At 49.0% G+C, this 25,634-nt stretch carries 22 protein-coding genes and 2 other annotated features; all 22 genes read left to right on the top strand.

The window, feature by feature from the left end; genetic code table 11:
• Positions 1-16: 16 nt before the first annotated feature.
• Positions 17-2,467 (top strand): ATP-dependent protease ATP-binding subunit ClpC, encoded by a 2,451-nt coding sequence (clpC, locus tag NST20_RS00515; RefSeq protein WP_013858051.1) that lies wholly within the window; start codon positions 17-19, stop codon positions 2,465-2,467.
• A gap of 139 nt (positions 2,468-2,606) precedes the next feature.
• Positions 2,607-3,977: a DNA repair protein RadA gene (gene radA, locus NST20_RS00520; protein ID WP_017551240.1), complete on the top strand. Its 1,371-nt coding sequence runs from the start codon at positions 2,607-2,609 to the stop codon at positions 3,975-3,977.
• A gap of 329 nt (positions 3,978-4,306) precedes the next feature.
• A complete protein-coding gene (locus tag NST20_RS00525) occupies positions 4,307-5,392 on the top strand; it encodes a PIN/TRAM domain-containing protein (protein WP_104851066.1) in 1,086 nt (361 codons plus the stop codon).
• A gap of 65 nt (positions 5,393-5,457) precedes the next feature.
• Complete coding sequence (gene ispD / locus NST20_RS00530; protein WP_017551237.1) at positions 5,458-6,138, top strand: 2-C-methyl-D-erythritol 4-phosphate cytidylyltransferase; 681 nt, start codon at positions 5,458-5,460, stop codon at positions 6,136-6,138.
• Positions 6,139-6,140: 2 nt separating this feature from the next.
• Positions 6,141-6,617, top strand: a complete 477-nt coding sequence (gene ispF / locus NST20_RS00535) for a 2-C-methyl-D-erythritol 2,4-cyclodiphosphate synthase (RefSeq protein WP_019722060.1) — start codon at positions 6,141-6,143, stop codon at positions 6,615-6,617.
• 402 nt (positions 6,618-7,019) lie between these two features.
• Positions 7,020-8,480: a glutamate--tRNA ligase gene (gene gltX / locus NST20_RS00540; protein WP_195850285.1), complete on the top strand. Its 1,461-nt coding sequence runs from the start codon at positions 7,020-7,022 to the stop codon at positions 8,478-8,480.
• A gap of 44 nt (positions 8,481-8,524) precedes the next feature.
• Positions 8,525-8,753: a binding site (T-box leader), on the top strand.
• A 143-nt stretch (positions 8,754-8,896) separates the two neighbouring features.
• Positions 8,897-9,565 (top strand): serine O-acetyltransferase, encoded by a 669-nt coding sequence (cysE, locus tag NST20_RS00545; protein WP_342399843.1) that lies wholly within the window; start codon positions 8,897-8,899, stop codon positions 9,563-9,565.
• Complete coding sequence (gene cysS / locus NST20_RS00550; RefSeq protein WP_019722058.1) at positions 9,546-10,943, top strand: cysteine--tRNA ligase; 1,398 nt, start codon at positions 9,546-9,548, stop codon at positions 10,941-10,943. The genes cysE and cysS overlap by 20 nt, the downstream gene beginning before the upstream one ends.
• Entirely contained in the window at positions 10,940-11,353 is a 414-nt protein-coding gene (locus NST20_RS00555; RefSeq protein WP_342400390.1) for a Mini-ribonuclease 3, read from the top strand. The genes cysS and NST20_RS00555 overlap by 4 nt, the downstream gene beginning before the upstream one ends.
• Positions 11,353-12,096: a 23S rRNA (guanosine(2251)-2'-O)-methyltransferase RlmB gene (rlmB, locus tag NST20_RS00560; RefSeq protein ID WP_029142780.1), complete on the top strand. Its 744-nt coding sequence runs from the start codon at positions 11,353-11,355 to the stop codon at positions 12,094-12,096. Before NST20_RS00555 ends, rlmB begins: the two co-directional genes overlap by 1 nt.
• 1 nt (position 12,097) lies before the next feature.
• Entirely contained in the window at positions 12,098-12,607 is a 510-nt protein-coding gene (locus NST20_RS00565; protein WP_026104597.1) for an NYN domain-containing protein, read from the top strand.
• Positions 12,608-12,718: 111 nt separating this feature from the next.
• The gene (sigH, locus tag NST20_RS00570) at positions 12,719-13,324 is read left to right on the top strand and encodes an RNA polymerase sporulation sigma factor SigH (RefSeq protein ID WP_071452439.1); all 606 of its coding nucleotides are present in this window, start codon (positions 12,719-12,721) and stop codon (positions 13,322-13,324) included.
• Between the two features lie 312 nt (positions 13,325-13,636).
• Complete coding sequence (gene rpmG, locus NST20_RS00575) at positions 13,637-13,783, top strand: 50S ribosomal protein L33 (RefSeq protein ID WP_017551231.1); 147 nt, start codon at positions 13,637-13,639, stop codon at positions 13,781-13,783.
• Positions 13,784-13,818: 35 nt separating this feature from the next.
• Positions 13,819-14,004, top strand: coding sequence for a preprotein translocase subunit SecE (secE, locus tag NST20_RS00580; protein ID WP_017551230.1), 186 nt, complete (start codon positions 13,819-13,821; stop codon positions 14,002-14,004).
• Positions 14,005-14,153: 149 nt separating this feature from the next.
• Positions 14,154-14,687: a transcription termination/antitermination protein NusG gene (nusG, locus tag NST20_RS00585; protein WP_019722057.1), complete on the top strand. Its 534-nt coding sequence runs from the start codon at positions 14,154-14,156 to the stop codon at positions 14,685-14,687.
• 361 nt (positions 14,688-15,048) lie between these two features.
• The gene (gene rplK / locus NST20_RS00590; RefSeq protein ID WP_014096513.1) at positions 15,049-15,474 is read left to right on the top strand and encodes a 50S ribosomal protein L11; all 426 of its coding nucleotides are present in this window, start codon (positions 15,049-15,051) and stop codon (positions 15,472-15,474) included.
• A 107-nt stretch (positions 15,475-15,581) separates the two neighbouring features.
• Positions 15,582-16,283, top strand: coding sequence for a 50S ribosomal protein L1 (gene rplA / locus NST20_RS00595; RefSeq protein WP_017551228.1), 702 nt, complete (start codon positions 15,582-15,584; stop codon positions 16,281-16,283).
• A gap of 46 nt (positions 16,284-16,329) precedes the next feature.
• Positions 16,330-16,476 (top strand) — a sequence feature (ribosomal protein L10 leader region).
• Between the two features lie 35 nt (positions 16,477-16,511).
• On the top strand, positions 16,512-17,012 hold the full coding sequence (rplJ, locus tag NST20_RS00600) for a 50S ribosomal protein L10 (RefSeq protein ID WP_013858067.1): 501 nt from the start codon (positions 16,512-16,514) through the stop codon (positions 17,010-17,012).
• A gap of 47 nt (positions 17,013-17,059) precedes the next feature.
• A complete protein-coding gene (rplL, locus tag NST20_RS00605; protein WP_017551227.1) occupies positions 17,060-17,425 on the top strand; it encodes a 50S ribosomal protein L7/L12 in 366 nt (121 codons plus the stop codon).
• Positions 17,426-17,513: 88 nt separating this feature from the next.
• A complete protein-coding gene (locus tag NST20_RS00610) occupies positions 17,514-18,116 on the top strand; it encodes a class I SAM-dependent methyltransferase (protein WP_013858069.1) in 603 nt (200 codons plus the stop codon).
• A gap of 236 nt (positions 18,117-18,352) precedes the next feature.
• Entirely contained in the window at positions 18,353-21,913 is a 3,561-nt protein-coding gene (gene rpoB, locus NST20_RS00615) for a DNA-directed RNA polymerase subunit beta (protein ID WP_327076938.1), read from the top strand.
• 126 nt (positions 21,914-22,039) lie between these two features.
• On the top strand, positions 22,040-25,633 hold the full coding sequence (gene rpoC / locus NST20_RS00620) for a DNA-directed RNA polymerase subunit beta' (protein WP_071452224.1): 3,594 nt from the start codon (positions 22,040-22,042) through the stop codon (positions 25,631-25,633).
• Position 25,634: the final 1 nt, after the last annotated feature.

A 25,634-nucleotide genomic window follows, 5' to 3' on the forward strand; every position in this document is an offset into this window, starting at 1 on the left:
ACAGGAGGAATGACAGATGATGTTTGGAAGATTTACAGAGAGAGCCCAGAAAGTGCTGGCCCTTTCCCAGGAAGAAGCAATCCGCCTGAAACATAACAATATCGGAACGGAACATATTTTGCTCGGACTTGTCCGCGAAGGGGAAGGCATCGCAGCAAAAGCGCTGTACGGCCTGGGTTTAAGCGCCGAAAAAATCCAGGAAGAAGTGGAAACCCTGATCGGGAACGGCCAGGAAATTTCCCAAACGATCCACTACACGCCAAGGGCCAAAAAAGTGATTGAACTGTCAATGGATGAAGCGAGAAAACTCGGGCACTCCTATGTTGGAACGGAACATATTCTCCTCGGGCTGATCCGTGAAGGTGAAGGCGTTGCGGCACGTGTGCTGACAAATCTCGGCGTCAGCTTAAATAAAGCAAGGCAGCAGGTGCTCCAATTATTGGGCAACAGTGAAGCATCCGTGCAGGGCGGTTCGGCGGCCAGCGTCAGCACACCGACACTGGACAGCCTGGCCCGCGATTTGACAGCGATCGCACGGGAAGATTCCCTTGATCCGGTAATCGGGCGGAGCAAAGAAATCCAGCGTGTCATTGAAGTGCTGAGCCGGAGGACAAAAAACAACCCTGTCCTGATCGGGGAACCGGGCGTCGGGAAAACGGCCATTGCAGAAGGACTCGCCCAGCAAATTGTCCATAATGAAGTGCCGGAAACCCTGCGTGACAAACGGGTCATGACGCTCGATATGGGTACGGTTGTAGCCGGCACAAAATACCGCGGCGAATTTGAAGACCGCCTGAAAAAAGTGATGGATGAAATCCGCCAGGCCGGCAATATCATTCTTTTCATTGATGAACTGCATACTTTAATCGGGGCCGGCGGTGCGGAAGGGGCCATTGATGCCTCCAATATTTTAAAACCGTCGCTTGCCCGCGGCGAACTGCAGTGCATCGGTGCTACGACACTGGATGAATACCGGAAATATATTGAAAAAGACGCGGCACTGGAAAGAAGGTTCCAGCCGATCCAGGTCGATGAGCCGACGATTGATGAGTCGATCCAGATTTTAAAAGGGCTGCGCGACCGCTATGAAGCACACCATCGCGTCTCGATTACCGATGAGGCGATCGAAGCCGCTGTAAAACTTTCGGACCGCTATATCGCAGACCGGTTCCTGCCGGATAAAGCGATTGACTTAATTGATGAAGCCGGATCGAAAGTGCGCCTCCGTTCCTTTACAACGCCGCCGAATTTGAAAGAATTGGAATTGAAACTGGAAGAGGTGCGCAAAGAAAAAGATGCAGCCGTCCAGAGCCAGGAATTTGAAAAAGCGGCTGCGTTAAGGGATACCGAACAGAAACTGCGCGAACAGCTGGAGGAAACGAAGAAAAGCTGGAAGGCAAAACAAGGCCGGGAAAACAGCGAAGTCACAGTCGATGATATAGCGCTTGTTGTTTCGAGCTGGACGGGAGTTCCAGTGACGAAACTGGCGCAAACCGAAACGGAAAGGCTCTTGCACCTTGAAGAAATCCTTCATTCCCGTGTGATCGGGCAGGAAGAAGCGGTGCTTGCTGTGGCAAAAGCAGTCCGCCGTGCACGGGCAGGATTAAAAGATCCGAAACGCCCGATCGGTTCCTTCATTTTCCTCGGGCCGACAGGGGTCGGAAAAACAGAACTGGCGCGTGCGCTTGCGGAAGCGATGTTCGGCGATGAAGACGCTATGATCCGGATTGATATGTCCGAATACATGGAGAAACATTCGACTTCCCGCCTCGTAGGTTCGCCGCCTGGATATGTCGGTTTTGAAGAAGGCGGCCAACTGACGGAAAAGGTACGGAGAAAACCGTATTCGGTTGTGCTGCTTGATGAAATTGAAAAAGCGCATCCGGACGTTTTCAACATTTTGCTTCAGGTGCTGGATGACGGCCGCCTGACCGATTCCAAGGGCCGCACGGTTGATTTCAGCAATACGATTGTCATCATGACATCGAATGTTGGCGCAGATGCTTTAAAACGCAACAAGAGCGTCGGCTTCACCATTCAGGATACCGTCGAGGCCGATTATAAAGACATGAAGGACAAAGTGCTCGAGGAACTGAAAAAAGCGTTCCGGCCTGAGTTTTTGAACCGTGTTGATGAAACCATTGTGTTCCATTCGCTCGAGAAGAAACATTTGAACGAAATTGTCACATTGATGGCGAAAGAATTGTCGGACCGGTTAAAAGAGCATCATATCGAACTTGTGCTGACGGATGCCGCAAAGGAAAAAGTGGCGGAAAAAGGCTACGATCCTGAATACGGCGCGCGGCCGCTGCGCAGATCGATTCAGAAAAACATCGAAGACCGCCTTTCGGAAGAAATGCTGAAAGGCAATATAAAAGAAGGGCAAAAGGTATTGGTCGATGTAAAAGACGGCGAATTTACTTTTGCCAGTGTGGCGGAGTCGGAAGCTGTATCGTCCAATTCTTAATGCCGGAAGCAGGAAGGGTACAATGGTATTGGAGATTGTACCCTTTTTTTCACATAGCGGTTTCTTATACGATTTTAATTAAATTTCAAGATACTTTGTTTACACTTATACACATAGATATTAGGGAAAGGGGTTTAAGATGGCAAAAAAAACCGTGAAGTTTGTTTGCCAGAACTGCGGCTACGAGTCGCCAAAATGGATGGGAAAGTGCCCGCAATGCAACCAGTGGAACCAGATGGTGGAGGAAGCGGAGGCGCCAAAAAGGAGGGGCTTTTTTTTACATCCTGAGCCCGGAAATGAAACCAAAGCGGCGCCTATTACGTCTATAGAGTCTAAAGAAGAAAAAAGGACGAAAGTGGATTTTGGCGAGCTGAATCGTGTCCTCGGAGGCGGCATTGTTGCCGGGTCACTTGTTTTGATCGGCGGGGATCCCGGGATCGGCAAATCAACCCTGCTTTTGCAAGTGTCATCACAACTGGCAAAGCACGGGTTAAATGTACTGTATATCTCCGGGGAGGAATCGGCGAAACAGACGAAATTAAGGGCAGACCGGTTAAACATCCATACCGACCATCTTTATGTGCTGCCGGAAACGGACCTTTCCGTGATCCAGCAGGCGATAGATGAACTGAACCCCGGCTTTGTTATCATTGATTCCATCCAGACGATTTACCATCCGGAAATCCAGTCTGCGCCGGGCAGTGTGTCGCAAGTGAGGGAAACGACTGCACAGCTGATGCGGACGGCAAAAACAAAAAATGTGGCCATCTTCATTGTCGGCCACGTGACAAAAGAAGGCTCTATTGCCGGCCCGCGCGTGCTTGAACATATGGTGGATACGGTCCTGTATTTTGAAGGTGAACGCCATAATGCCTACCGGATATTAAGGGCGGTCAAAAACCGCTTTGGCTCGACCAATGAAATTGCGATTTTGGAAATGAAAGAATCCGGTTTGGAAGAAGTCCAGAACCCTTCCGAAATTTTTCTGGAAGAACGGACAAAAGGTGCAGCCGGTTCTACCGTGGTTGCTTCCATTGAGGGGACGCGCCCGGTGCTTGTCGAGATCCAGGCGCTTTTGGCTCCGACGTTTTTCAATATGCCGCGGCGGATGGCATCCGGGATTGATTATAACCGTGTCACGCTGATTATGGCGGTGCTTGAAAAACGGGCCGGCCTTTTGATTCAGAACCAGGATGCATATTTAAAAGTTGCCGGCGGCCTGAAAGTGGATGAACCGGCAGTGGATTTGGCAGTTGCCGTCAGCGTGGCATCCAGTTTCCGCGACAAGCCGACAAATGCGGATGACTGCATTATCGGAGAAGTCGGGCTGACGGGGGAAGTCAGGCGGGTGTCCCGCATTGAGCAGCGCGTCCAGGAAGCGGCAAAGCTCGGTTTCCGGCGGGCGATCATTCCGAAAAATAATATGGGTGGGTGGACGCCGCCAAAGGAGATTCAAGTGATCGGCGTCGCTACCATCCAGGAAGCTTTAAAAGCGGCACTCGGAGGATGAGACTGGGAACAAACTTCCGTGCCTTCTTGTGTTCTTTGGATCAGTGCGTGAAGGAACCGGGAAGTGAAGGCAAACGTGGGAAAAAACGGAACCCGCTGGATAAGCAAACAACTGCCGCGAATCCGCGTTTGCAGGATCCGTTATGATGTAAAGGCAGAAAAGACAACGGCTGGCAGGATACAAATTTTAAAAGAAAGCAGGGGATGTGCATGAAGCCTGAAAATGCCCGGAGAAAACCGCGGCGATTAAACGGCTCGGCAGGGAAAAATAATACGAAGGCAAACGTTTTAAACCATATTTTTTGTTTATAATGTATAAAGGAGGTGAACATGTTGTTAAGACGGCTTATACAAATTTGTTTGGTGCTGATTGGCGGCACGCTCGGTGTTTTCCTGCTGCCTGATTTTTACAAACTTGTGAATGTGGATTATGTGTTAATCAAAAACCCGTATGTTTCAGCGCTGTTGGGGGCTATTATCTTTTATCTTATTACTTTCTGGTCCATTCATTATATCGTTGATTTTGTCGATTGGTTTGAGGATTCACTGGTAAAAGTCCCGATGACGGAAATTTTTTCCGGAACCTTTGGCCTTGTGCTGGGCCTGATTATTGCTTATCTGGCAAGCATTCCGGTCCGGGGAATTCCGATTGTCAATACAATCGTGTCGATTACGCTTACGGTATTGCTCGGTTATATCGGATTCCAGGTCGGTTTTAAGAAAAGAGAAGAAATTTTCAATTTGTTTTTTAGCCGGCAGCACAGGCGGAAAGGCGGGACAGAGCAAGGAGGGCATCCGCAGCCTGGAAAACAGGTGAAGATTCTTGATACAAGCGTTGTTATCGACGGGCGGATTGCGGATATTTGCCAGACCGGTTTTCTTGACGGCCCGATTGTGATTCCGCTCTTTGTGCTTGAAGAATTGCAGCATATTGCCGATTCTTCGGATGCCTTGAAAAGAAACCGGGGCCGGCGCGGGCTTGATATCTTAAACCGGATACAGAATGAACTGCCGATCGAAGTACAAATGTACGAAGGCGATTTTGAAGATATCCAGGAAGTGGACAGCAAGCTCATTAAACTGGCAAAATTGATGAACGGGATTGTCGTGACAAATGATTACAATTTAAATAAAGTGTGTGAATTCCAGAAAGTCAAAGTGCTCAATATCAATGACCTTGCCAACGCCGTAAAACCGGTTGTGCTCCCCGGCGAAGAACTCAATGTCCAGCTCATTAAAGACGGGAAAGAGCATCACCAGGGGATTGCCTATTTGGATGACGGCACGATGATTGTTGTCGAAGAAGGCAAAAATTACATTGGCAAACGCATTGATGTGCTTGTGACAAGCGTCCTGCAGACTTCAGCGGGCCGGATGATTTTTGCCAAGCCGAAGCTGCTCGAAAAAGCGTTATAATGGAGATGGAACACCCGCGGCCCGGGCCGCGGGAGGTTTAAACGCGATGCCGGGGGAGATTGGATTTGACAGATTATGAGGTGATTATACCGGCAGCCGGATCGGGGAAACGGATGGGCGCAGGGTTCAACAAATTATTTCTTGAACTGAACAAGCGCCCGGTCATTGCTTTTACAGCAGAAGTTTTTTTGGCTGATCCGTCCTGCAAAAAGTTGATACTTCCCGTGCAGCCGCATGATTTGGAAGAGATGAAGCGTATTTTACCCCGCTCGGAAAAAATAGTATTCGCCCGCGGCGGTTCTGAACGGCAATATAGCGTGCGGAACGGGCTGGAACTTGCCGGAAGCTGCAGCGTCATTCTTGTCCATGACGGTGCAAGGCCGTTTATCAGCACCGGATTCATTGCAGCACTGGCGGCAATGGCCGGGGAGAAAGGGGCGGCGATAGCGGCTGTCCCGGTAAAAGACACGATCAAAAGAGCAAAAGACCAGATTGTAACCGAGACGATTGAGCGGAGCAGCTTGTGGCAGATCCAAACGCCACAAGCTTTTCGCACGTCTGTCTTGAAAAATGCGCATAAAGCGGCGGAACGGGACGGCTTTCTCGGAACGGATGAAGCCTCGCTGGTCGAACGGATCGGCCATGCTGTACATATTGTGCCGGGAAGTTATGATAATATTAAAATTACGACACCGGAAGACCTTTATTTTGCAGAAGCGATTTTAAAAAAGCAGGGGGGAGGATGAAGATGTTCAGGATCGGACAAGGCTTTGATGTGCACCGGTTCGGGGAGGGGCGTCCCCTGATGATCGGGGGAGTTGAAATTCCGTATGAAAAAGGTTTGCTCGGCCACTCCGACGCGGATGTGTTGCTTCATGCCGTAGCGGACGCCTGCCTCGGGGCCATTGGGGAAGGGGATATCGGCCGGCATTTTCCGGATACAGATGCGGCATTTAAAGATGCGGATTCTGCGGCGCTTTTGGCGCATGTTTTTCGGCTTGTGAAACAAAAAGGGTACAAGCTCGGCAATCTTGATTGCACGATTATTGCCCAAAAGCCGAAAATGGCGCCCTATATCGGGAAAATGCGGGAAACGATCGCGCGCATTTTGGAAGCAGAGAACGGGCAGGTCAATGTCAAGGCGACCACGACGGAAAAACTCGGCTTTGCCGGGCGTGAAGAAGGCATTGCTGCGCAGGCGGCAGTACTGCTGGAGCAGGCTTAACCAGTGTAAGCTGTAATGGTGCGATCGGGACAAGCCAGGCAGTTCAGGGCCCGCACTGCCTGCTGGACCCATATTAACCGGCGGATGGCCTGCATATGTTTCACCGAAAATGGTGTAACGGAGCCGGGCGGCTGTTTACGGGAACCCGTTTTTCGCTGGAACAAGTATAGTTGGGGTATAGCTGCAAAAGAGTGGGCGCGAGCGGGACAAGCCAGGCGGTTTAGGTCCCGTAATGCTGCTGGAACAAGCATAACAGCAGAGATTTTGCCTGCAAGATGTGTGATTAACATCACGTAAAACATCTTTCATCCGCCGGGCCGGAACGAGCCACCGGTTTACGGCTTTTTCAGACGGTGATACAATAAAATAAGACAAAAAGCGACAATTTAAAGGAGAATCGACATGGCAAACGAAATCAGAGTACGGTACGCTCCGAGCCCGACCGGTTTTTTGCATATCGGGAATGCCCGTACCGCATTATTCAATTATTTATTTGCGCGCAGCAAAGGTGGAAAGTTCATTATCCGGATTGAAGATACCGACCAGAAGCGGAATGTGGAAGGCGGCGTGGAAAGCCAGCTGAAATATTTGAAATGGCTCGGCATCGACTGGGACGAAAGCATTGATGTCGGCGGCGAATACGGGCCTTACCGCCAGTCGGAACGCCTCGATATTTATAAAAAATATTATGAAGAGCTGCTTGACCGCGGGCTGGCTTATAAATGCTATTGTACGGAAGAAGAACTGGAAGCCGAACGTGAAGCCCAGCTTGCACGCGGGGAAATGCCGCGTTATTCCGGGAAATGCCGCCATCTGACAGAAGAAGACAGGAAGCGGCTTGAAGCGGAAGGCCGGAAACCGAGCCTCCGTTTCCATGTTCCGGAAGGCAAAGTGTATACGTTCAACGATATCGTAAAAGGCGAAGTATCTTTTGAATCGGACGGAATTGGCGACTTTGTCATCGTTAAAAAAGACGGGATGCCGACTTATAATTTTGCGGTTGCGATCGATGATCATTTAATGAAAATTTCCCACGTGCTCCGGGGGGACGACCATATTTCCAACACGCCGAAACAGCTGATGATTTATGAAGCATTCGGTTTTGAACCGCCGGTATTCGGCCACATGACGCTGATTGTCAATGAGCACCGGAAAAAACTGAGCAAACGCGACGGAAGCATCATCCAGTTTATTGAGCAGTACGCGGAACTCGGTTATTTGCCGGAAGCGTTGTTTAATTTTATTGCCATGCTCGGCTGGTCACCGAAGGGCGAGGAAGAAATTTTTTCGCGGGAAGAATTGATCCAGATTTTTGACCCCGAACGGCTGTCGAAATCGCCCGCTTTGTTTGACCGCCAAAAATTGACATGGATGAACAACCAGTATATGAAAAAGCTCGATCTGGATAAAGTTGTGGAGCTTGCGTTGCCGCATCTTGTAAAAGCAGGGCTCGTCCCGGAAAACCGGACACCTGAAGAAGAACAATGGGTGCGCAAACTCATCTCCCTCTATCAGGAACAAATGAGCTACGGCGCGGAAATTGTCGAGCTGTCGAAACCGCTCTTCTTTACGGATGAAATCACATATGACGACGAAGCAAAAGCGATTTTGTCGGAAGAACACGTTCCGGAAGTGCTCCGTGCATTCCTTGAAGAACTGGACAGGATCGAACCATTTGAAGCAGGCGAAATAAAAAAAGGAATCAAAGCGGTGCAAAAAGCAACCGGGCAAAAGGGGAAAAAGCTGTTTATGCCGATCCGTGTTGCCGTTAGCGGCCAGACACACGGCCCGGAACTGCAAAGCCTGATCGAACTGCTCGGCAGAGAAAAAGTGAAGAAACGCCTTGAAAGAATCACGGGTTAACATTTTTGCGAAAATAGGATATGATATGGTTAAAATGGATGTGTGAAAAAGCGTTGAGAAGGAGAAGTAGGAAGAGGACGCTTCAAAGAGAAAACCATCGCCGGCTGAAAGTGGTTTAAGCCCCTCCTTTTCTGAAATGCACCTTCGAGCCTGTATCTGAACGCGCTCGCCAGTAGGATGCAGCGGGGCCGCCCGTTAACAGGGAAAGTTGGGCAGCGGGCAAGGCCTGCCGCCAAACAGAGTGGAACCGCGCGATCAAGAAGCGTCTCTGTCCGTTGCAGAGGCGCTTCTTTTTTAAATGGCAGGCTCCGTTAAAGAAAAGATCGGTGCCGATCTGGCTGATGGAAATGCAAAGCGGAAGAAATTTTATAACCGGACAGGGAATGGGAAAGAAACAAACGAAAGGGGAGTAGCACATGTTTAAGCGGTTGAAGGAAGACATTGAAGTGGTTTTTGATCAGGATCCGGCAGCACGGACGTATTTTGAAGTGATCTTGACTTACTCCGGTCTTCACGCCATCTGGGCACACCGGATTGCGCACTTTTTTTATAAAAAGAAAATGTTTTTTATCGCCCGGGTGATTTCGCAGCTCAGCCGCTTCTTTACCGGAATTGAAATCCATCCCGGTGCAAAAATCGGCAGGCGGTTTTTCATCGACCACGGCATGGGGGTAGTGATCGGGGAAACGTGCGAAATCGGCGATAACGTGACGGTTTACCAGGGCGTTACGCTCGGCGGCACCGGAAAGGAAAAGGGCAAGCGCCATCCGACGATTAAAGACAATGCGTTAATCGCAAGCGGGGCGAAAGTTTTAGGTTCGATTACGATTGGGGAAAATGCAAAAATAGGGGCAGGTTCTGTCGTATTAAAGGATGTCCCGCCCAATTCGACAGTGGTCGGCATTCCGGGCAGGGTCGTCGTCCAGGACGGCGTCAAAATCAAAAAAGATTTAAAACATAATGAGCTGCCTGACCCTGTTGCGGACCTCCTGAACAGCATGCAGCAGGAAATCGAGGCTTTGCGGTCGGAATTAGAACAACTGAGAAAGGAAGGAGCAAGAACGTATGAGCATTCAGATATATAATACGTTAACAAGAAAGAAGGAGCCGTTTATCCCGCTTGAAGAGGGGAAAGTGAAAATGTATGTATGCGGCCCGACTGTCTATAATTATATCCATATTGGAAATGCGCGGCCGGCGATCGTATTTGACACGGTCCGGCGCTATTTGGAGTTTCGGGGTTATGATGTCCATTATGTGTCGAATTTCACCGATGTGGATGATAGACTCATTAAAGCCGCGAAAGAACTCGGGGAAGAAGTGCCGGTGATCAGCGAGCGTTTTATTCAGGCCTATTTTGAAGATATTGATGCGCTCGGTTGCAGCCATGCGGACGTCCATCCGCGCGTGACGGAAAATATGGATACGATCATTGCTTTTATTGAAAAATTAATTGAAAAAGGCCATGCCTACGAATCAGACGGTGATGTTTACTACCGCACGAGAAGTTTTCCGGATTACGGTAAATTGTCCCATCAATCTATTGACGAATTGAAATCGGGTGCGAGAATTGAAGTAGGGGAAAAGAAAGAAGATGCCCTTGATTTTGCCCTTTGGAAAGCGGCAAAAGCGGGGGAAATCTCCTGGGACAGCCCGTGGGGGAAAGGCCGGCCGGGATGGCATATTGAATGCTCGGCCATGGCAAGAAAATATCTTGGCGATACGATTGACATCCACGCGGGCGGGCAGGACCTGACTTTTCCGCACCACGAAAATGAAATTGCCCAGTCAGAAGCTTTGACAGGCAAACCGTTTGCTCGTTACTGGCTGCATAACGGCTATATCAATATTGATAACGAAAAAATGTCGAAATCGCTCGGAAACTTTGTGCTTGTCCATGACATCATCAAACGGCATGATCCGCAAGTTTTGCGCTTTTTCATGCTGTCGGTGCATTACCGCCATCCGATCAACTATAGCGAGGAACTGCTTGCCAATGCGAAGGCAGGGCTTGAACGGATCAAGACGTCGTACCAAAATGTAAAGCACCGGCTCGAATCCAGTGCAAATCTGGCGGAAGATGGTGAAAAATGGCTGGAACAGGCCCGTTCGCTCCATCGCCAGTTTATCGGGGCGATGGACGATGACTTCAATACGGCAAACGGCATTTCTGTTTTGTTCGAACTGTCGAAGCAGGCCAATTATTACTTGCGGGGGAAAAATACGACAGAAACCGTTCTCCGGGCATTTATAAAAGAGTTCGAAACGATTGCCGGCGTGCTCGGCCTGAAACTCGAGGAAGAAGCGCTTTTGGACGAAGAAATTGAAGCGCTGATTGAAAAACGGAATGAAGCAAGAAAGGCGCGTAATTTCCAACTGGCTGATGAAATTCGCGACAAGCTGAAAAGCATGAATATCATTCTGGAAGATACGCCCCAAGGGGTGAGATGGAGACGCTTATGACGGTCACCCTTGATCCGAAACAATTGAACAGCCTTGCGCTTGCCTATATAGGGGATGCGGTATATGAAGAATATATCCGGCACCATGTCCTTTTGCAGGGAAAAACGAAGCCAAACCGCCTCCACCGGGAAGCGATCCGCTTTGTTTCAGCGAAGGCGCAGGCTCAAGTTTTAAAACAGATGATGAACGAAGATCTTTTAACAGAAGAGGAAACCGCTGTTGTCCGGCGCGGCAGAAATGCGAAGTCGGGCACGGTTCCGAAAAATACGGATGTCCAGACATACCGGCACAGCACTGCATTCGAAGCGCTGATCGGCTACCATTATTTGTCCGGCAGCCGGGAGCGGATGGAAGCGCTGATTGAAAAAGCAATTGGCATTGTCGAAGTCCAGAAAGGAGGGGTGCGCTGATGGACCAGGAGTATATTGCAGGCAAAAACCCGGTGCTGGAAGCATTAAGAGCGGGCCGGGAAATCAACAAAATCTGGATTGCGGAAGGTTCACAAAAAGGCGCCATGAAGCAGGTGATGGAGCTTGCAAGGGAAAGAAAAGTGGCCGTCCAATTTGTCCCGAAGAAAAGGATTGACCAGGTGGCGGACGGGGCGCATCAGGGCGTACTGGCACTCGTTGCCGCTTACCGGTATGCAGAAACAGGCGATATGTTCAAGCTTGCCAAAGAGCGGAATGAGCACCCGTTTATCCTGATTCTTGATGAATTGGAGGATCCACATAATCTTGGCTCGATTTTACGGACGGCCGATGCGGTCGGCGCACACGGCGTCATTATTCCGAAAAGGCGCTCGGTCGCATTAACAGCAACGGTGGCGAAAGCTTCAACCGGCGCGATTGAACATATCCCGGTGGCGCGGGTAACAAACCTTTCGCAAACGATTGCCGGCTTAAAGCAGCAAGGGTTGTGGATTGCGGGAACCGATGCTTCCGGGACGACCGATTACCGGCAAATGGATGCGGATCTGCCGCTCGGCCTTGTCATCGGCAGTGAAGGCAGGGGAATGAGCAGGATCGTAAAAGAAGCATGCGACTTTCTGATCCGCCTTCCGATGGCAGGGCATGTGACTTCGCTCAATGCGTCCGTTGCTGCCGGCTTGCTCATGTATGAGGTTTACAGGAAGCGCCATCCGCTTGGTGAATAAAATGAATATTTTGCTGGTGGACGGCTATAACATCATTGGCGCCTGGCCGGAACTGCAAAAATTGAAACAAAAAGACCTTGGCGCCGCCAGAGACCGGCTTGTTGAGATCATGGCGGAATACCAGGGCTATACGGATGACAAAGTCATCGTCGTTTTTGATGCTTACGGGGTGAAAGGCCTGGAAAAAAAGTACCGCTATCACAAAGTGGAAGTCATTTTTACAAAAGAAAATGAAACGGCAGATGAACGGATTGAAAAAATGGCCATTAAACTGAACAACATCCGCACGCAGATTTATGTGGCCACATCCGATTTTACTGAGCAGTGGCAAATATTCGGCCAGGGCGCTTTAAGAATTTCAGCACGCGAACTGTTGACCAAAGTGGAAGTGATTGAACAAAAGATTAAAAGAAATGTAAAATCAATTCAAGAGGAAAAGCCGGCAACAAGAATACCGTTAAGCCAGGAGGTCATGGAAATTTTCGAAAAATTACGCAGGGGGAAAAGATGAGCGGTTGACGATTGAAAATTCTGTACTGTATAATAGCTTTTATCGAATGCTCATGGGGGGATACAGGTGAACCTGAACATTGAGGCAGCATATGAAGAAAGATATGGCACGATGCAGGACGAAGAGTTGGTTGAACGGATACACAACGGCGAAAGCGAAGCGCTGGATTACTTGATCCAAAAATACAGAAACTTTGTCAGGGCAAAAGCGCGTTCTTACTTTATCATCGGGGCCGACCGCGAGGATATTATCCAGGAAGGCATGATCGGTCTGTATAAGGCCATACGCGACTACAGAGAGGACAAGCTCACGTCTTTCAGGGCTTTTGCTGAATTATGCATCAACCGGCAAATGATTACCGCAATTAAGACTGCCACCCGCCAAAAGCACATACCGCTTAATTCTTACATTTCCCTGGACAAGCCAATTTATGATGAAGAATCCGACCGTACGTTGATGGATGTCATCACCGGCGCGAAAATTTCCAATCCTGAAGAATTGATTTTAATCCGCGAAAAATATGTCCATATAGAAGTAAAAGTATCCGAGCTGTTAAGCGATCTGGAAAGAAAAGTGCTCGCCCTTTACCTGGACGGGCAGTCCTACCAGGAAATTTCAGAAGAATTGAACCGCCATGTAAAATCAATTGATAACGCTTTACAACGCGTCAAAAAGAAGCTGGAGCGCCTGTTGGAAAGGAGGGAGCTGACTTACTGAAAAGGTGTTGTAAGCCGTATTTCCGCCAGGCCGTTTTTCCCGGATGCAAGTGCGGCATTAAGGCGTACAAAAAGCTATCTTTCAATGCCTGGTATTCAATGCTTTCGGGAAAAACCCGGCACATCCCTTCTTCAGCTACTGATTGACACAAGCTTTCTGCCGTGTTATGTTGATTTGTAGGATTTTATGTTTTGATACGATACCGGTACGGAACCGGCGGCGCCCAAAAGACTCTCCCGGTTTTCCGGGAGAGGTTCTTTACAGCGGCAGGTTCCGTTAACGCCGTAAGACCATAAGACAGCTGGTGATGAGATGCAGAAAAAAATGGTACTTGCCTGTTCGGTTTGCGGTTCGCGCAATTACACGACCACAACGGGCAACGGAAAGGCTGAAAGAATGGAATTAAAGAAGTTTTGCAAGCACTGCAACGAACACACCATCCACCGCGGCACAAAATAACAACGAACATGAGCTTACTTGGAGGTCTTAAATACATGTCCATCACAAAATTTTTTCGTAATGTAGCTTCCGAAATGCGAAAAGTCAGCTGGCCGGGGCGCAAAGAGCTGGTCAAATACACGATTACAGTCCTTGTAACGGTTGCTTTCCTGACATTGTTCTTTATTGTCATCGATCTCGGCATTTCCGCAGTGATCCGGTGGGCTGAAAACTCATTGTAAAATGATCATTTTACACTTGAATATCCAATGATAAAACATGGTATAATGGGAGTATCATAAGCAACGACTCAAACCCGATTAGCGGGTTTTTTCATTTGCCCAAAAAATCAAAAGACCAACAGGGAGGGACGGACATCAAGTCCTATTAGATGGAAAAAAACTGGTATGTTGTCCATACGTATTCAGGCTATGAAAATAAAGTCAAAACCAATTTGGAAAAGCGCGTAGAATCGATGGGGATGCAGGATAAAATTTTCCGGGTAGTAGTGCCGGAAGAAGAAGAACTTGAAATGAAGAATGAGAAGAAAAAAGTGGTGAAACGAAAAGTTTTCCCGGGCTATGTCCTGGTGGAGATGGTGATGACGGATGATTCCTGGTATGTCGTCCGGAACACGCCGGGCGTCACCGGTTTTGTCGGGTCGTCGGGAGGCGGTTCCAAGCCGACGCCGCTTTTGCCTGAAGAAATTAATACCATCTTGAAACGGATGGGCATGGAAGAAAAACGGGCCGATGTTGACTTTGAAATCGGCGAGACGGTTACGGTAAAAGAAGGGCCGTTTGCAAACTTTGCGGGCAAGATTGTGGAAATGGACCGCGACAAAGGTAGGGCAAAAGTCATGGTCAATATGTTCGGGCGGGATACACCGGTAGAACTCGTTTTTGAACAAATTGATAAAATATAACGGGATAAAACTTGAAATCCATGTGCTGAGATGTTAATATGTTATAAGTCAGTATGTTCTTTGCGGATGGCCCGCCCTAACCGGGCACCCGCATGAACAGACACAATGCAATCACATGATTCTTATGATACACTCGTGACACGGTCATGAGATGAATTGGCTTCGGATATGGCTTGCCTTTTTGTCTTGCCAATTGTCCGGCTAACCGCAGGAACTTGCGGGGATAGCCTGCGAAGACAACGAAGCATGTTTCGGTGTCTGCAGGAAGCTCGCGGCTTCAGCCGTGGGGGGTTCAATCAAATAGATGAGTGGGAGGGCTCAGCCCCTGTTACCACATCACGGACTTAAGGAGGTGTGTCTCGTGGCTAAAAAAGTAGTAAAAATTGTTAAATTGCAGATTCCTGCCGGTAAAGCAAATCCTGCACCGCCTGTTGGTCCTGCACTGGGCCAGGCCGGCGTCAATATTATGGGATTTTGTAAAGAATTCAACGCTCGTACTGCAGATCAGGCAGGCTTGATTATACCTGTTGAAATCACGGTATTTGAAGACCGTTCATTTACATTCATCACAAAAACCCCGCCAGCTGCAGTTCTGCTGAAAAAAGCAGCCGGCATTGAATCCGGATCCGGCGAGCCGAACCGTACAAAAGTGGCAACTGTGAAGCGTGACAAAGTGCGTGAAATCGCAGAAACAAAAATGCCTGACTTAAATGCGGCAAGTGTTGAAGCGGCAATGCGCATGGTGGAAGGCACGGCGCGCAGCATGGGGATTACGATCGAAGACTGATCCATGCAGTACTGGTTATGTCCAACGGGGTTGCGATGCGATACTGGCTCGCAACCTTTTTCGTGGGAGGTTATTCCGTTAAAACCACATTCGAGGAGGAAATACAAATGGCGAAAAAAGGAAAAAAATATGTTGACGCTTTGAAACTCGTTGACCGTTCCAAAGCTTACCCGGTTCAGGAAGCCATTGAACTGGTGAAAAAAACAAGTTTTACAAAATTTGATGCAACAGTTGAAGCTGCATTCCGCCTCGGCGTTGACCCGAAAAAAGCGGACCAGCAAATCCGCGGTGCTGTCGTGCTTCCAAACGGAACAGGGAAAACCCAGCGCGTGCTTGTTTTTGCAAAAGGCGAAAAAGCAAAAGAAGCGGAAGCAGCCGGTGCGGATTATGTCGGCGATACTGACTACGTCAACAAAATCCAGCAGGGCTGGTTTGATTTTGATGTCATCGTGGCAACGCCGGATATGATGGGCGAAGTTGGTAAACTCGGGCGCATCCTTGGGCCTAGAGGATTAATGCCGAACCCGAAAACCGGCACGGTAACATTTGATGTGACAAAAGCGGTCCAGGACATTAAAGCCGGTAAAGTCGAATATCGTGTTGACAAAGCGGGCAATGTCCATGCCCCGATCGGGAAAGTCTCTTTTGAATCGGAAAAGTTGGTTGAAAACCTGTCAACCTTGTTTGACACATTGATGAAAGCAAAACCGTCAGCTGCAAAAGGCACTTACATGAAGAATGTTTCTGTCACATCGACCATGGGGCCTGGCATCAAAGTAGACCCATCTTCTTTTGTGGCAGCAAAATAATGATTTGACATGCTGCCTGCGGGCTGCTATAATTAAGAACGGTTTTAAAAAGTAAACATTTGTACCGTAGACAGCAGGTGCCGGAGGGCTTAATTTCCTGCCGAGGTAATGCGTATAAATCCGGGGGCGCCTTAAGGCCTCCGCATGCATGAAACCTCCATGTCTCGGGATATGGAGGTTTTGTTTTGGTATAAATGTTCATCAAGAATATCTGTAGGAGGTGTCAAGATGGGCAGTGCAATTGAACAAAAGAAACAACTGGTGGATGAAATCACCGATAAATTCAAATCAAGTACAGCCGTTGTGGTTGTCGATTACCGCGGTTTAAACGTGGCTGAAGTAACTGAGCTGCGTAAACAGCTGCGCGAAGCGGGCGTTGAATTTAAAGTGTACAAAAACACGATGACGCGCCGTGCTGTAGAAGCAGCTGGGATGGACGGATTGAACAGCGCGCTGACCGGCCCGAATGCGATCGCATTCAGTACGGAAGACGTGGTTGCGCCTGCGAGAATCCTTAATGATTTCGCAAAAGACCACGAAGCTTTGGAAATCAAAGCAGGTGTCATTGAAGGCAATGTTGCAACCGTTGATGAAATCAAAGCACTCGCAACGCTTCCTTCACGCGAAGGCCTGCTTTCCATGCTTCTCAGCGTACTGCAGGCGCCAATCCGCAACTTTGCTCTTGCTGCAAAAGCAGTCGCAGATCAAAAAGAAGAACAAAGCGCATAAGTTTTACGGAATATACTTTAAAAAATATCTTGTAGGAGGATATGAAAATGACGAAAGAAGAAATCATCTCTGCTGTCAAAGAAATGACAGTGCTTGAATTGAACGATCTTGTAAAAGCCATTGAAGAAGAATTCGGCGTAACCGCTGCTGCACCGGTTGCTGTTGCTGGCGGCGCTGCAGGCGGGGAAGCTGCTGCAGAAAAAACGGAATTTGATGTTGTGCTGACTGAAGCCGGCGCACAAAAAATCAAAGTCATCAAAGTTGTCCGCGAAATCACAGGTCTTGGCCTTAAAGAAGCAAAAGAACTTGTTGACAATGCTCCAAAACCGCTTAAAGAAGGCGTAGCGAAAGAAGAAGCCGAAGAAATTAAAGCGAAACTTGAAGAAGTTGGAGCCGGCGTAGAAGTGAAGTAAGGCCCTTTTTAAAGAAAAAGCCCGCATTTGGCGGGCTTTTTTCAACATCTCTTCTTCCTGAATCCTCCAAGAAAGAGTGGGACTTTTCATGGCTGAACATTACTACTCGCAAAACCCAGAAGCAAAGCATCAACCGATAGATTTCACCTTTACATTGAGAGGGCATGCCTTTCATTTTCAAACAGACCAAGGGGTTTTTTCAAAAAAAGAAGTCGACTTCGGCTCCCGCGTTTTGCTCGATCTTGTGGCCATGCCCGAAACGGAAGGGCCGGTCCTTGATATGGGTTGCGGTTACGGACCGATCGGCCTCGCGCTTGCAAAATCTTTTCCCGGCCGCCATGTGCATATGGCGGATATTAATACAAGAGCGGTCGAGCTGGCAAAGAAAAATGCTGCCCGGAACCATATTTCAAATGTTTCCATATACGAAAGCAATCTTTTTGAAAATGTGAAAAGCGGCCCGTTTGCCTTGATTGCCACAAATCCCCCGATCCGCGCCGGAAAGCAGATTGTGCACCGGATTTTTGAAGAAAGTTACCAATATCTCGCAAACAACGGCGAACTTTGGGTGGTCATCCGGAAAAAACAGGGGGCCCCTTCTGCCAGGAAAAAATTAGAAAGCATATTTGATGAGGTAAATTGTGTTGGAAAAGAAAAAGGATATTTTGTTTTTAAAGCCAAAAAAATTTGACTCCCGATTTCATATATGTTAAAATCATAAAATGCCAATAGATTAAGGTTCTTTATGCAATCTAAGCTATACTTGTCAAGTATATATTTTGGATGAATTGGAAAATACTTATAAAATCATAAGCTCGTCATGCGATATGTGGTTTTTTCATAAAAAACCCTTTTTCTTTTTGCCTTAGCTTTATTGTTGTTTGACGAAAGATGCAAACAAAACGCTTGATTTGAGGGGTGAATCAGTTGTCACATCAACTAGTTCAGTATGGACGGCACCGCCAGCGCAGAAGTTACGCGCGCATCAAAGAAATTTTAGAGCTGCCAAACCTTATCGAAATCCAAACCGCATCTTACCAATGGTTCCTTGACGAAGGTTTGCGTGAAATGTTCCAGGACATCTCTCCGATCGAGGATTTTGCCGGAAACCTGTCGCTGGAGTTTATTGACTACAGCCTCGGCGAACCGAAATATTCCATCGACGAATGCAAAGAGCGCGACGTAACGTACGCTGCTCCGCTTCGTGTAAAGGTGCGCCTTGTCAATAAGGAAACCGGTGAAGTAAAAGACCAGGACGTATTCATGGGCGATTTCCCGTTAATGACCGAAACGGGGACTTTCATCATTAATGGCGCGGAACGTGTTATTGTATCCCAGCTTGTCCGTTCCCCTAGTGTTTATTTTAACAGCAAAATGGACAAAAACGGGAAATACGGCTACACCGCAACGGTAATTCCGAACCGCGGCGCCTGGCTTGAATATGAAACAGATGCGAAAGATGTGGCTTATGTCCGCATCGACCGCACAAGAAAACTGCCGATTACCGTTCTCCTCAGGGCGCTCGGCTTCGGCTCCGACCAGGAAATTATTGATCTGATCGGCGATAATGAGTACTTAAGAAATACGCTTGAAAAAGATAATACCGAAAGCACGGAAAAAGCGCTTCTTGAAATATATGAACGCCTCCGTCCGGGCGAACCCCCGACCGTTGAAAATGCAAAAAGCCTGCTGATTTCGCGTTTCTTTGACCCGAAACGCTATGATCTGGCCAATGTCGGGCGTTACAAAATGAATAAAAAGCTTCACCTGAAATTCCGCCTGTTCGGGCAACGGCTGGCTGAATCGATCGCAGACCCTGAAACCGGCGAAATCATCGCGGAGGAAGGAACCGTTTTAGACCGGCGTACGCTTGATAAAATTGTGCCTTTTCTCGAAAAAGACCTGAAGTTTGAAACGTACAGTCAGGCTGGCGGCGTTGTTGATGATGATATCACATTGCAGTCCATCAAAATTTATGCCCCGATTGACGATAACGAAAAAGTCATCAATGTAATCGGAAATGCTTATGTTGATGAAAGCATTAAACATATTACACCTGCGGATATTGTGGCTTCCATCAGCTACTTCTTTAATTTGCTGCATGGCGTCGGCAATACGGATGATATCGACCACCTCGGCAACCGCCGTTTACGGTCTGTCGGCGAATTGCTGCAAAACCAGTTCCGCATCGGCCTTTCCCGGATGGAACGCGTTGTCCGTGAAAGAATGTCGATCCAGGACATTAACACCATTACGCCGCAGCAGCTGATCAATATCCGTCCGGTCATTGCGGCCATTAAGGAGTTTTTCGGCAGTTCACAGCTGTCCCAGTTTATGGACCAGACAAACCCGCTTGCGGAACTGACCCATAAACGCCGGTTGTCGGCGCTCGGCCCGGGCGGTTTGACCCGTGAGCGCGCCGGGATGGAAGTGCGTGACGTGCACTATTCCCACTACGGCCGCATGTGCCCGATTGAAACGCCTGAAGGCCCGAACATCGGGTTGATCAACTCTTTATCAACTTATGCAAAAGTAAACCGTTTCGGTTTTATCGAAACGCCTTACCGCAGGGTTGATCCGGATACAGGGCGTGTTACGGAGCATATTGATTATTTAACGGCTGATGAAGAAGACAATTACGTCGTCGCACAGGCGAACGCACAGCTGGATGAAAACGGCTTTTTCGTTGACGATGAAGTATATGCGCGTTTCCGCGGTGAAAACATTGTTGTAAAAACAGACCGCGTTGATTATATGGACGTTTCGCCGAAGCAGGTTGTATCGGCTGCAACGGCATGTATTCCGTTCCTTGAAAACGACGACTCGAACCGTGCGCTGATGGGTGCAAACATGCAGCGCCAGGCGGTTCCGCTTATGAAGCCGCAAGCGCCGATTGTCGGCACCGGGATGGAATATGTCAATGCGAAGGATTCCGGCGCGGCACTCATCTGCAAATATGACGGCATTGTTGAACATGTGGAAGCCCGGGAAATCTGGGTGCGCCGTGTGATCGATGTCGACGGACAGGAAGTAAAGGGCGACCTTGACAAATACCGCCTGCAAAAATTCAAACGTTCCAACAATGGCATGTGCATCAACCAGCGCCCGATTGTGAAAAAAGGCGACCGTGTGGTAAAAGGCGAAATTTTAGCGGACGGCCAGTCAATGGACCAAGGTGAACTTGCCCTTGGCCAGAACGTGCTCGTTGCCTTTATGACATGGGAAGGTTACAACTATGAAGATGCCATTATTATGAGTGAAAAACTTGTAAAAGAAGATGTGTATACTTCTATCCATATTGAAGAATACGAATCTGAAGCACGCGATACAAAACTCGGGCCGGAAGAAATGACCCGTGATATCCCGAACGTCGGGGAAGATGCTTTGAAAAACCTTGACGAACGCGGGATTATCCGGATTGGTGCCGAAGTAAAAGACGGCGATTTGCTTGTCGGAAAAGTCACCCCGAAAGGCGTTACGGAATTAACGGCGGAAGAACGTCTGCTCCATGCGATTTTCGGTGAAAAAGCGCGCGAAGTCAGGGATACATCACTCCGCGTTCCGCACGGCGGCGGCGGCATCGTGCTCGATGTCAAAGTGTTTACACGTGAAGCCGGGGATGAACTTCCGCCTGGCGTGAACCAGCTTGTCCGTGTCTATATTGTACAGAAAAGGAAAATCCACCAGGGCGACAAAATGGCCGGGCGCCACGGGAACAAAGGGGTTATCTCCCGGATTCTTCCGGAAGAAGATATGCCTTTCCTCCCGGATGGGACACCTGTCCAGATCATGTTGAATCCGCTCGGCGTGCCTTCCCGGATGAATATCGGGCAGGTGCTTGAACTCCACCTCGGCATGGCAGCCAAAAAACTCGGCCTTCACGTCGCGACGCCTGTATTCGACGGTGCACGTGAAGAAGATGTATGGGAAACGATTGAAGAAGCCGGCATGGCGCGCGATGCAAAAACGGTTCTTTATGACGGCCGCACCGGTGAACCTTTCGACAACCGTGTATCTGTCGGGATTATGTATATGATCAAGCTCGCCCACATGGTTGATGATAAACTGCATGCCCGCTCAACAGGCCCTTACTCGCTTGTCACCCAGCAGCCGCTCGGCGGTAAAGCACAGTTTGGCGGCCAAAGGTTTGGCGAAATGGAAGTATGGGCGCTTGAAGCCTACGGCGCAGCCTATACGCTCCAGGAAATTCTGACTGTTAAATCGGACGATGTTGTCGGCCGTGTGAAAACTTATGAAGCGATCGTCAAAGGGGAAAATGTCCCTGAACCGGGTGTCCCGGAATCGTTCAAAGTGCTGATCAAAGAACTTCAAAGTTTGGGACTGGACGTGAAGATTCTTTCCGGCGACGACGAGGAAATTGAAATGCGCGATCTCGAAGACGACGATGACCTGAATCAGGCCGATACGCTGAATATTGCGCCCGAGACAAAAGAAGAACCGGAAGGAATCGGGGCATCCAAAGACTAATCGTTTATGTTGCTTGGAACAAACAGAGGCTTTTGCCCGGATTGTATGCATTCGTACAATCCGGCTTCTGTTTCTTCTGCGTGTGTTTTAAGGTACGAACCTAAAGACGAAAGGGAGGCTGGCCCCTTGCTGGATGTAAATAATTTTGAGTACATGAAAATCGGTCTTGCTTCACCGGATAAAATCCGATCCTGGTCATACGGTGAAGTAAAAAAACCGGAAACAATCAACTACCGGACGTTAAAACCTGAAAAAGACGGGCTTTTTTGCGAACGGATTTTCGGGCCGACGAAAGATTGGGAATGCCATTGCGGGAAATATAAACGCGTTCGTTACAAAGGCGTGGTTTGTGACCGCTGCGGTGTGGAAGTAACAAGATCAAAAGTGCGCCGGGAAAGAATGGGGCATATTGAACTTGCCGCCCCTGTTTCGCATATTTGGTACTTCAAAGGGATTCCAAGCCGCATGGGCCTTGTGCTTGACATGTCCCCGCGCGCCCTGGAAGAAGTCATTTACTTCGCATCTTACGTTGTAACGGAAGCAGGCGACACTTCTTTGGAAAAGAAACAGCTTCTTTCCGAAAAAGAATACCGTGCCTACCGTGAAAAATACGGCAACCAATTCCAGGCAGGCATGGGCGCGGAAGCCATTAAAAAGCTGCTGCAAGATGTAGATGTCAACAAAGAATGCGAAATGCTGAAAGAAGAGCTGAAAGTTGCCCAGGGGCAGCGCCGTACACGCGCCATCAAACGCCTTGAAGTACTGGAAGCTTTCCGTAATTCCGGCAATAAACCGGAATGGATGGTGCTGGACGTTCTCCCGGTCATTCCGCCTGAACTGCGGCCAATGGTACAACTGGAAGGCGGCCGCTTTGCGACATCCGACTTAAATGATCTGTACCGCCGTGTGATCAACCGGAACAACCGCCTGAAACGCCTGCTTGATCTTGGCGCGCCAAGCATCATTGTCCAAAATGAAAAACGGATGCTGCAGGAAGCTGTTGACGCTCTGATTGACAACGGCCGCCGTGGACGTCCGGTAACCGGCCCGGGGAACCGCCCGTTAAAATCGCTTTCCCATATGCTGAAAGGGAAACAGGGCCGTTTCCGCCAAAACCTGCTCGGGAAACGGGTTGACTATTCCGGCCGTTCCGTTATTGTTGTCGGCCCAAACCTGAAAATGTACCAATGCGGCCTGCCGCGCGAAATGGCGATTGAACTGTTCAAGCCGTTCGTGATGAAAGAACTGGTTGAAAAAGGCCTCGCCCATAATATTAAAAGCGCAAAACGGAAAATTGAACGTTTGCAGCCTGAAATTTGGGATGTCCTTGAAGAAGTCATTAAAGAACACCCTGTCCTGTTGAACCGTGCGCCTACTTTGCACAGGCTCGGGATCCAGGCGTTTGAACCGACGCTTGTGGAAGGCCGTGCGATCCGTCTCCATCCGCTCGTATGTACGGCTTACAACGCGGACTTTGACGGCGACCAAATGGCGGTCCACGTTCCGTTATCCGCTGAGGCACAGGCGGAAGCGCGCATGCTGATGCTTGCCGCCCAAAATATTTTGAATCCGAAAGACGGGAAACCGGTCGTTACCCCGTCCCAGGACATGGTACTTGGCAACTACTACTTAACGCTTGAACGTGAAGATGCAGTCGGTGAAGGATCTGTCTTTAAAGATGTAAATGAAGTGTACACGGCTTATTACAACGGCTACGTGCATTTCCATACGAGAATTGCCATTTATGCCGGGTCGCTGAACAACCCGACGTTCACGGAAGAGCAAAACAAGAAGCTGCTGATTACCACAGTCGGGAAAGTGATCTTCAATGAAATTTTGCCGGAGAGCTTCCCATATATTAATGAACCGACGAAAACAAATCTTGAAGAAAAAACGCCGGATAAATACTTTGTTGATCCTTCGATTGACGTAAAAGCGCATATTAAAGAACAGCCGTTAATCCGCCCGTTTGTAAAAGGCTTCCTTGGCAGCATCATTGCCGAAGTGTTCAAACGGTTCAAGATTACGGAAACATCCAAGATGCTCGACCGCTTAAAAGATCTTGGCTTCCATTATTCGACAAAAGCCGGGATTACCGTTGGTGTTGCGGATATCGTCGTTTTAGGCGAGAAGGAAAAAATTCTTTCGGATGCCCAGAAAAAAGTCGATACGGTCATGAAACAGTTCCGCCGCGGTTTAATTACCGAAGACGAACGCTATGACCGCGTTATTTCGATCTGGAGCGGGGCTAAAGACACGATCCAGGGCAAACTGATGGAATCGCTCGATAAACGGAACCCGATTTTTATGATGAGTGACTCGGGGGCCCGGGGTAACGCGTCGAACTTTACACAGCTTGCCGGCATGCGCGGTTTGATGGCCAACCCGGCCGGCCGGATTATTGAATTGCCGATTAAGTCCAGCTTCCGTGAAGGCTTAACCGTGCAAGAGTACTTTATTTCGACGCACGGTGCCCGTAAAGGCCTTGCCGATACTGCCCTTAAGACGGCAGACTCGGGTTATCTGACACGCCGGCTTGTTGATGTGGCGCAGGATGTCATCATTCGTGAAGACGACTGCGGCACAGACCGCGGGCTTTTGATCAGTGCGTTGAAAGAAGGCAATGAAATCATTGAATCGCTTGAAGAACGGTTAACCGGCCGTTATTCAAGAAAAACGATCAAACATCCTGAAACAGGCAAAGTGATCATTGAGGAAAACGGCTTTATCACGGAAGATATCGCGAAGGAAATTGTCGATGCCGGCTATGAAAAAGTCTGGATCCGTTCGGCCTTCACTTGCAATACCCGCCATGGCGTATGTAAAAAATGCTACGGCCGCAACCTTGCCACCGGCCAGGAAGTGGAAGTCGGCGAAGCAGTCGGGATTATTGCCGCCCAATCGATCGGCGAACCTGGCACACAGCTGACGATGCGTACATTCCATACAGGCGGTGTTGCCGGGGATGACATCACACAAGGTCTTCCGCGTATTCAGGAATTGTTTGAAGCCCGGAACCCGAAAGGCCAGGCTGTCATTTCCGAAGTGGAAGGCGTTGTTACTTCCATCAGCGAAGGGCGCGACCGCCAATATGAAATTGTCGTTCAGGGCGCTGTCGAAACGCGCACCTATACGGCCCCTTATACTTCCCGCTTGAAAGTGGCGGTAGATGACCACGTCGTGCGCGGGCAGGAGCTGACGGAAGGTTCCATTGACCCGAAAGACCTGTTGCGTGTCACGGATGTCACAACCGTACAGGAATACTTGCTTCGTGAAGTACAGAAAGTTTACCGGATGCAAGGAGTGGAAATTGGCGACAAACACATTGAAGTGATGGTCCGCCAAATGCTGAGAAAAGTAAGGGTGCTCGATGCCGGCGACACGGATGTCCTGCCGGGAACATTGCTTGATATCCATCAGTTCGGTGAAGCGAATGAAAAGGCGCTCAAGGAAGGCAACCGCCCTGCAACAGGCCGCCCTGTTCTGCTCGGGATTACAAAAGCTTCCTTGGAAACCGATTCGTTCTTATCGGCAGCCTCCTTCCAGGAAACGACCCGCGTATTAACCGATGCGGCGATCAAGGGGAAACGCGATGAACTGCTCGGCTTGAAAGAAAACGTCATTATCGGGAAACTGGTTCCTGCAGGGACGGGCATGACCCGCTACCGCAAAACGGTTCCTGAACTGGTGAAAAAGGAAGAAGAAGTGCCGGCTGAATAAT

It is taken from the genome of Weizmannia sp. FSL W8-0676, assembly GCF_038593015.1.
In the GTDB taxonomy this organism is placed as follows: Bacteria; Bacillota; Bacilli; order Bacillales; family Bacillaceae_C; genus Weizmannia; species Weizmannia coagulans.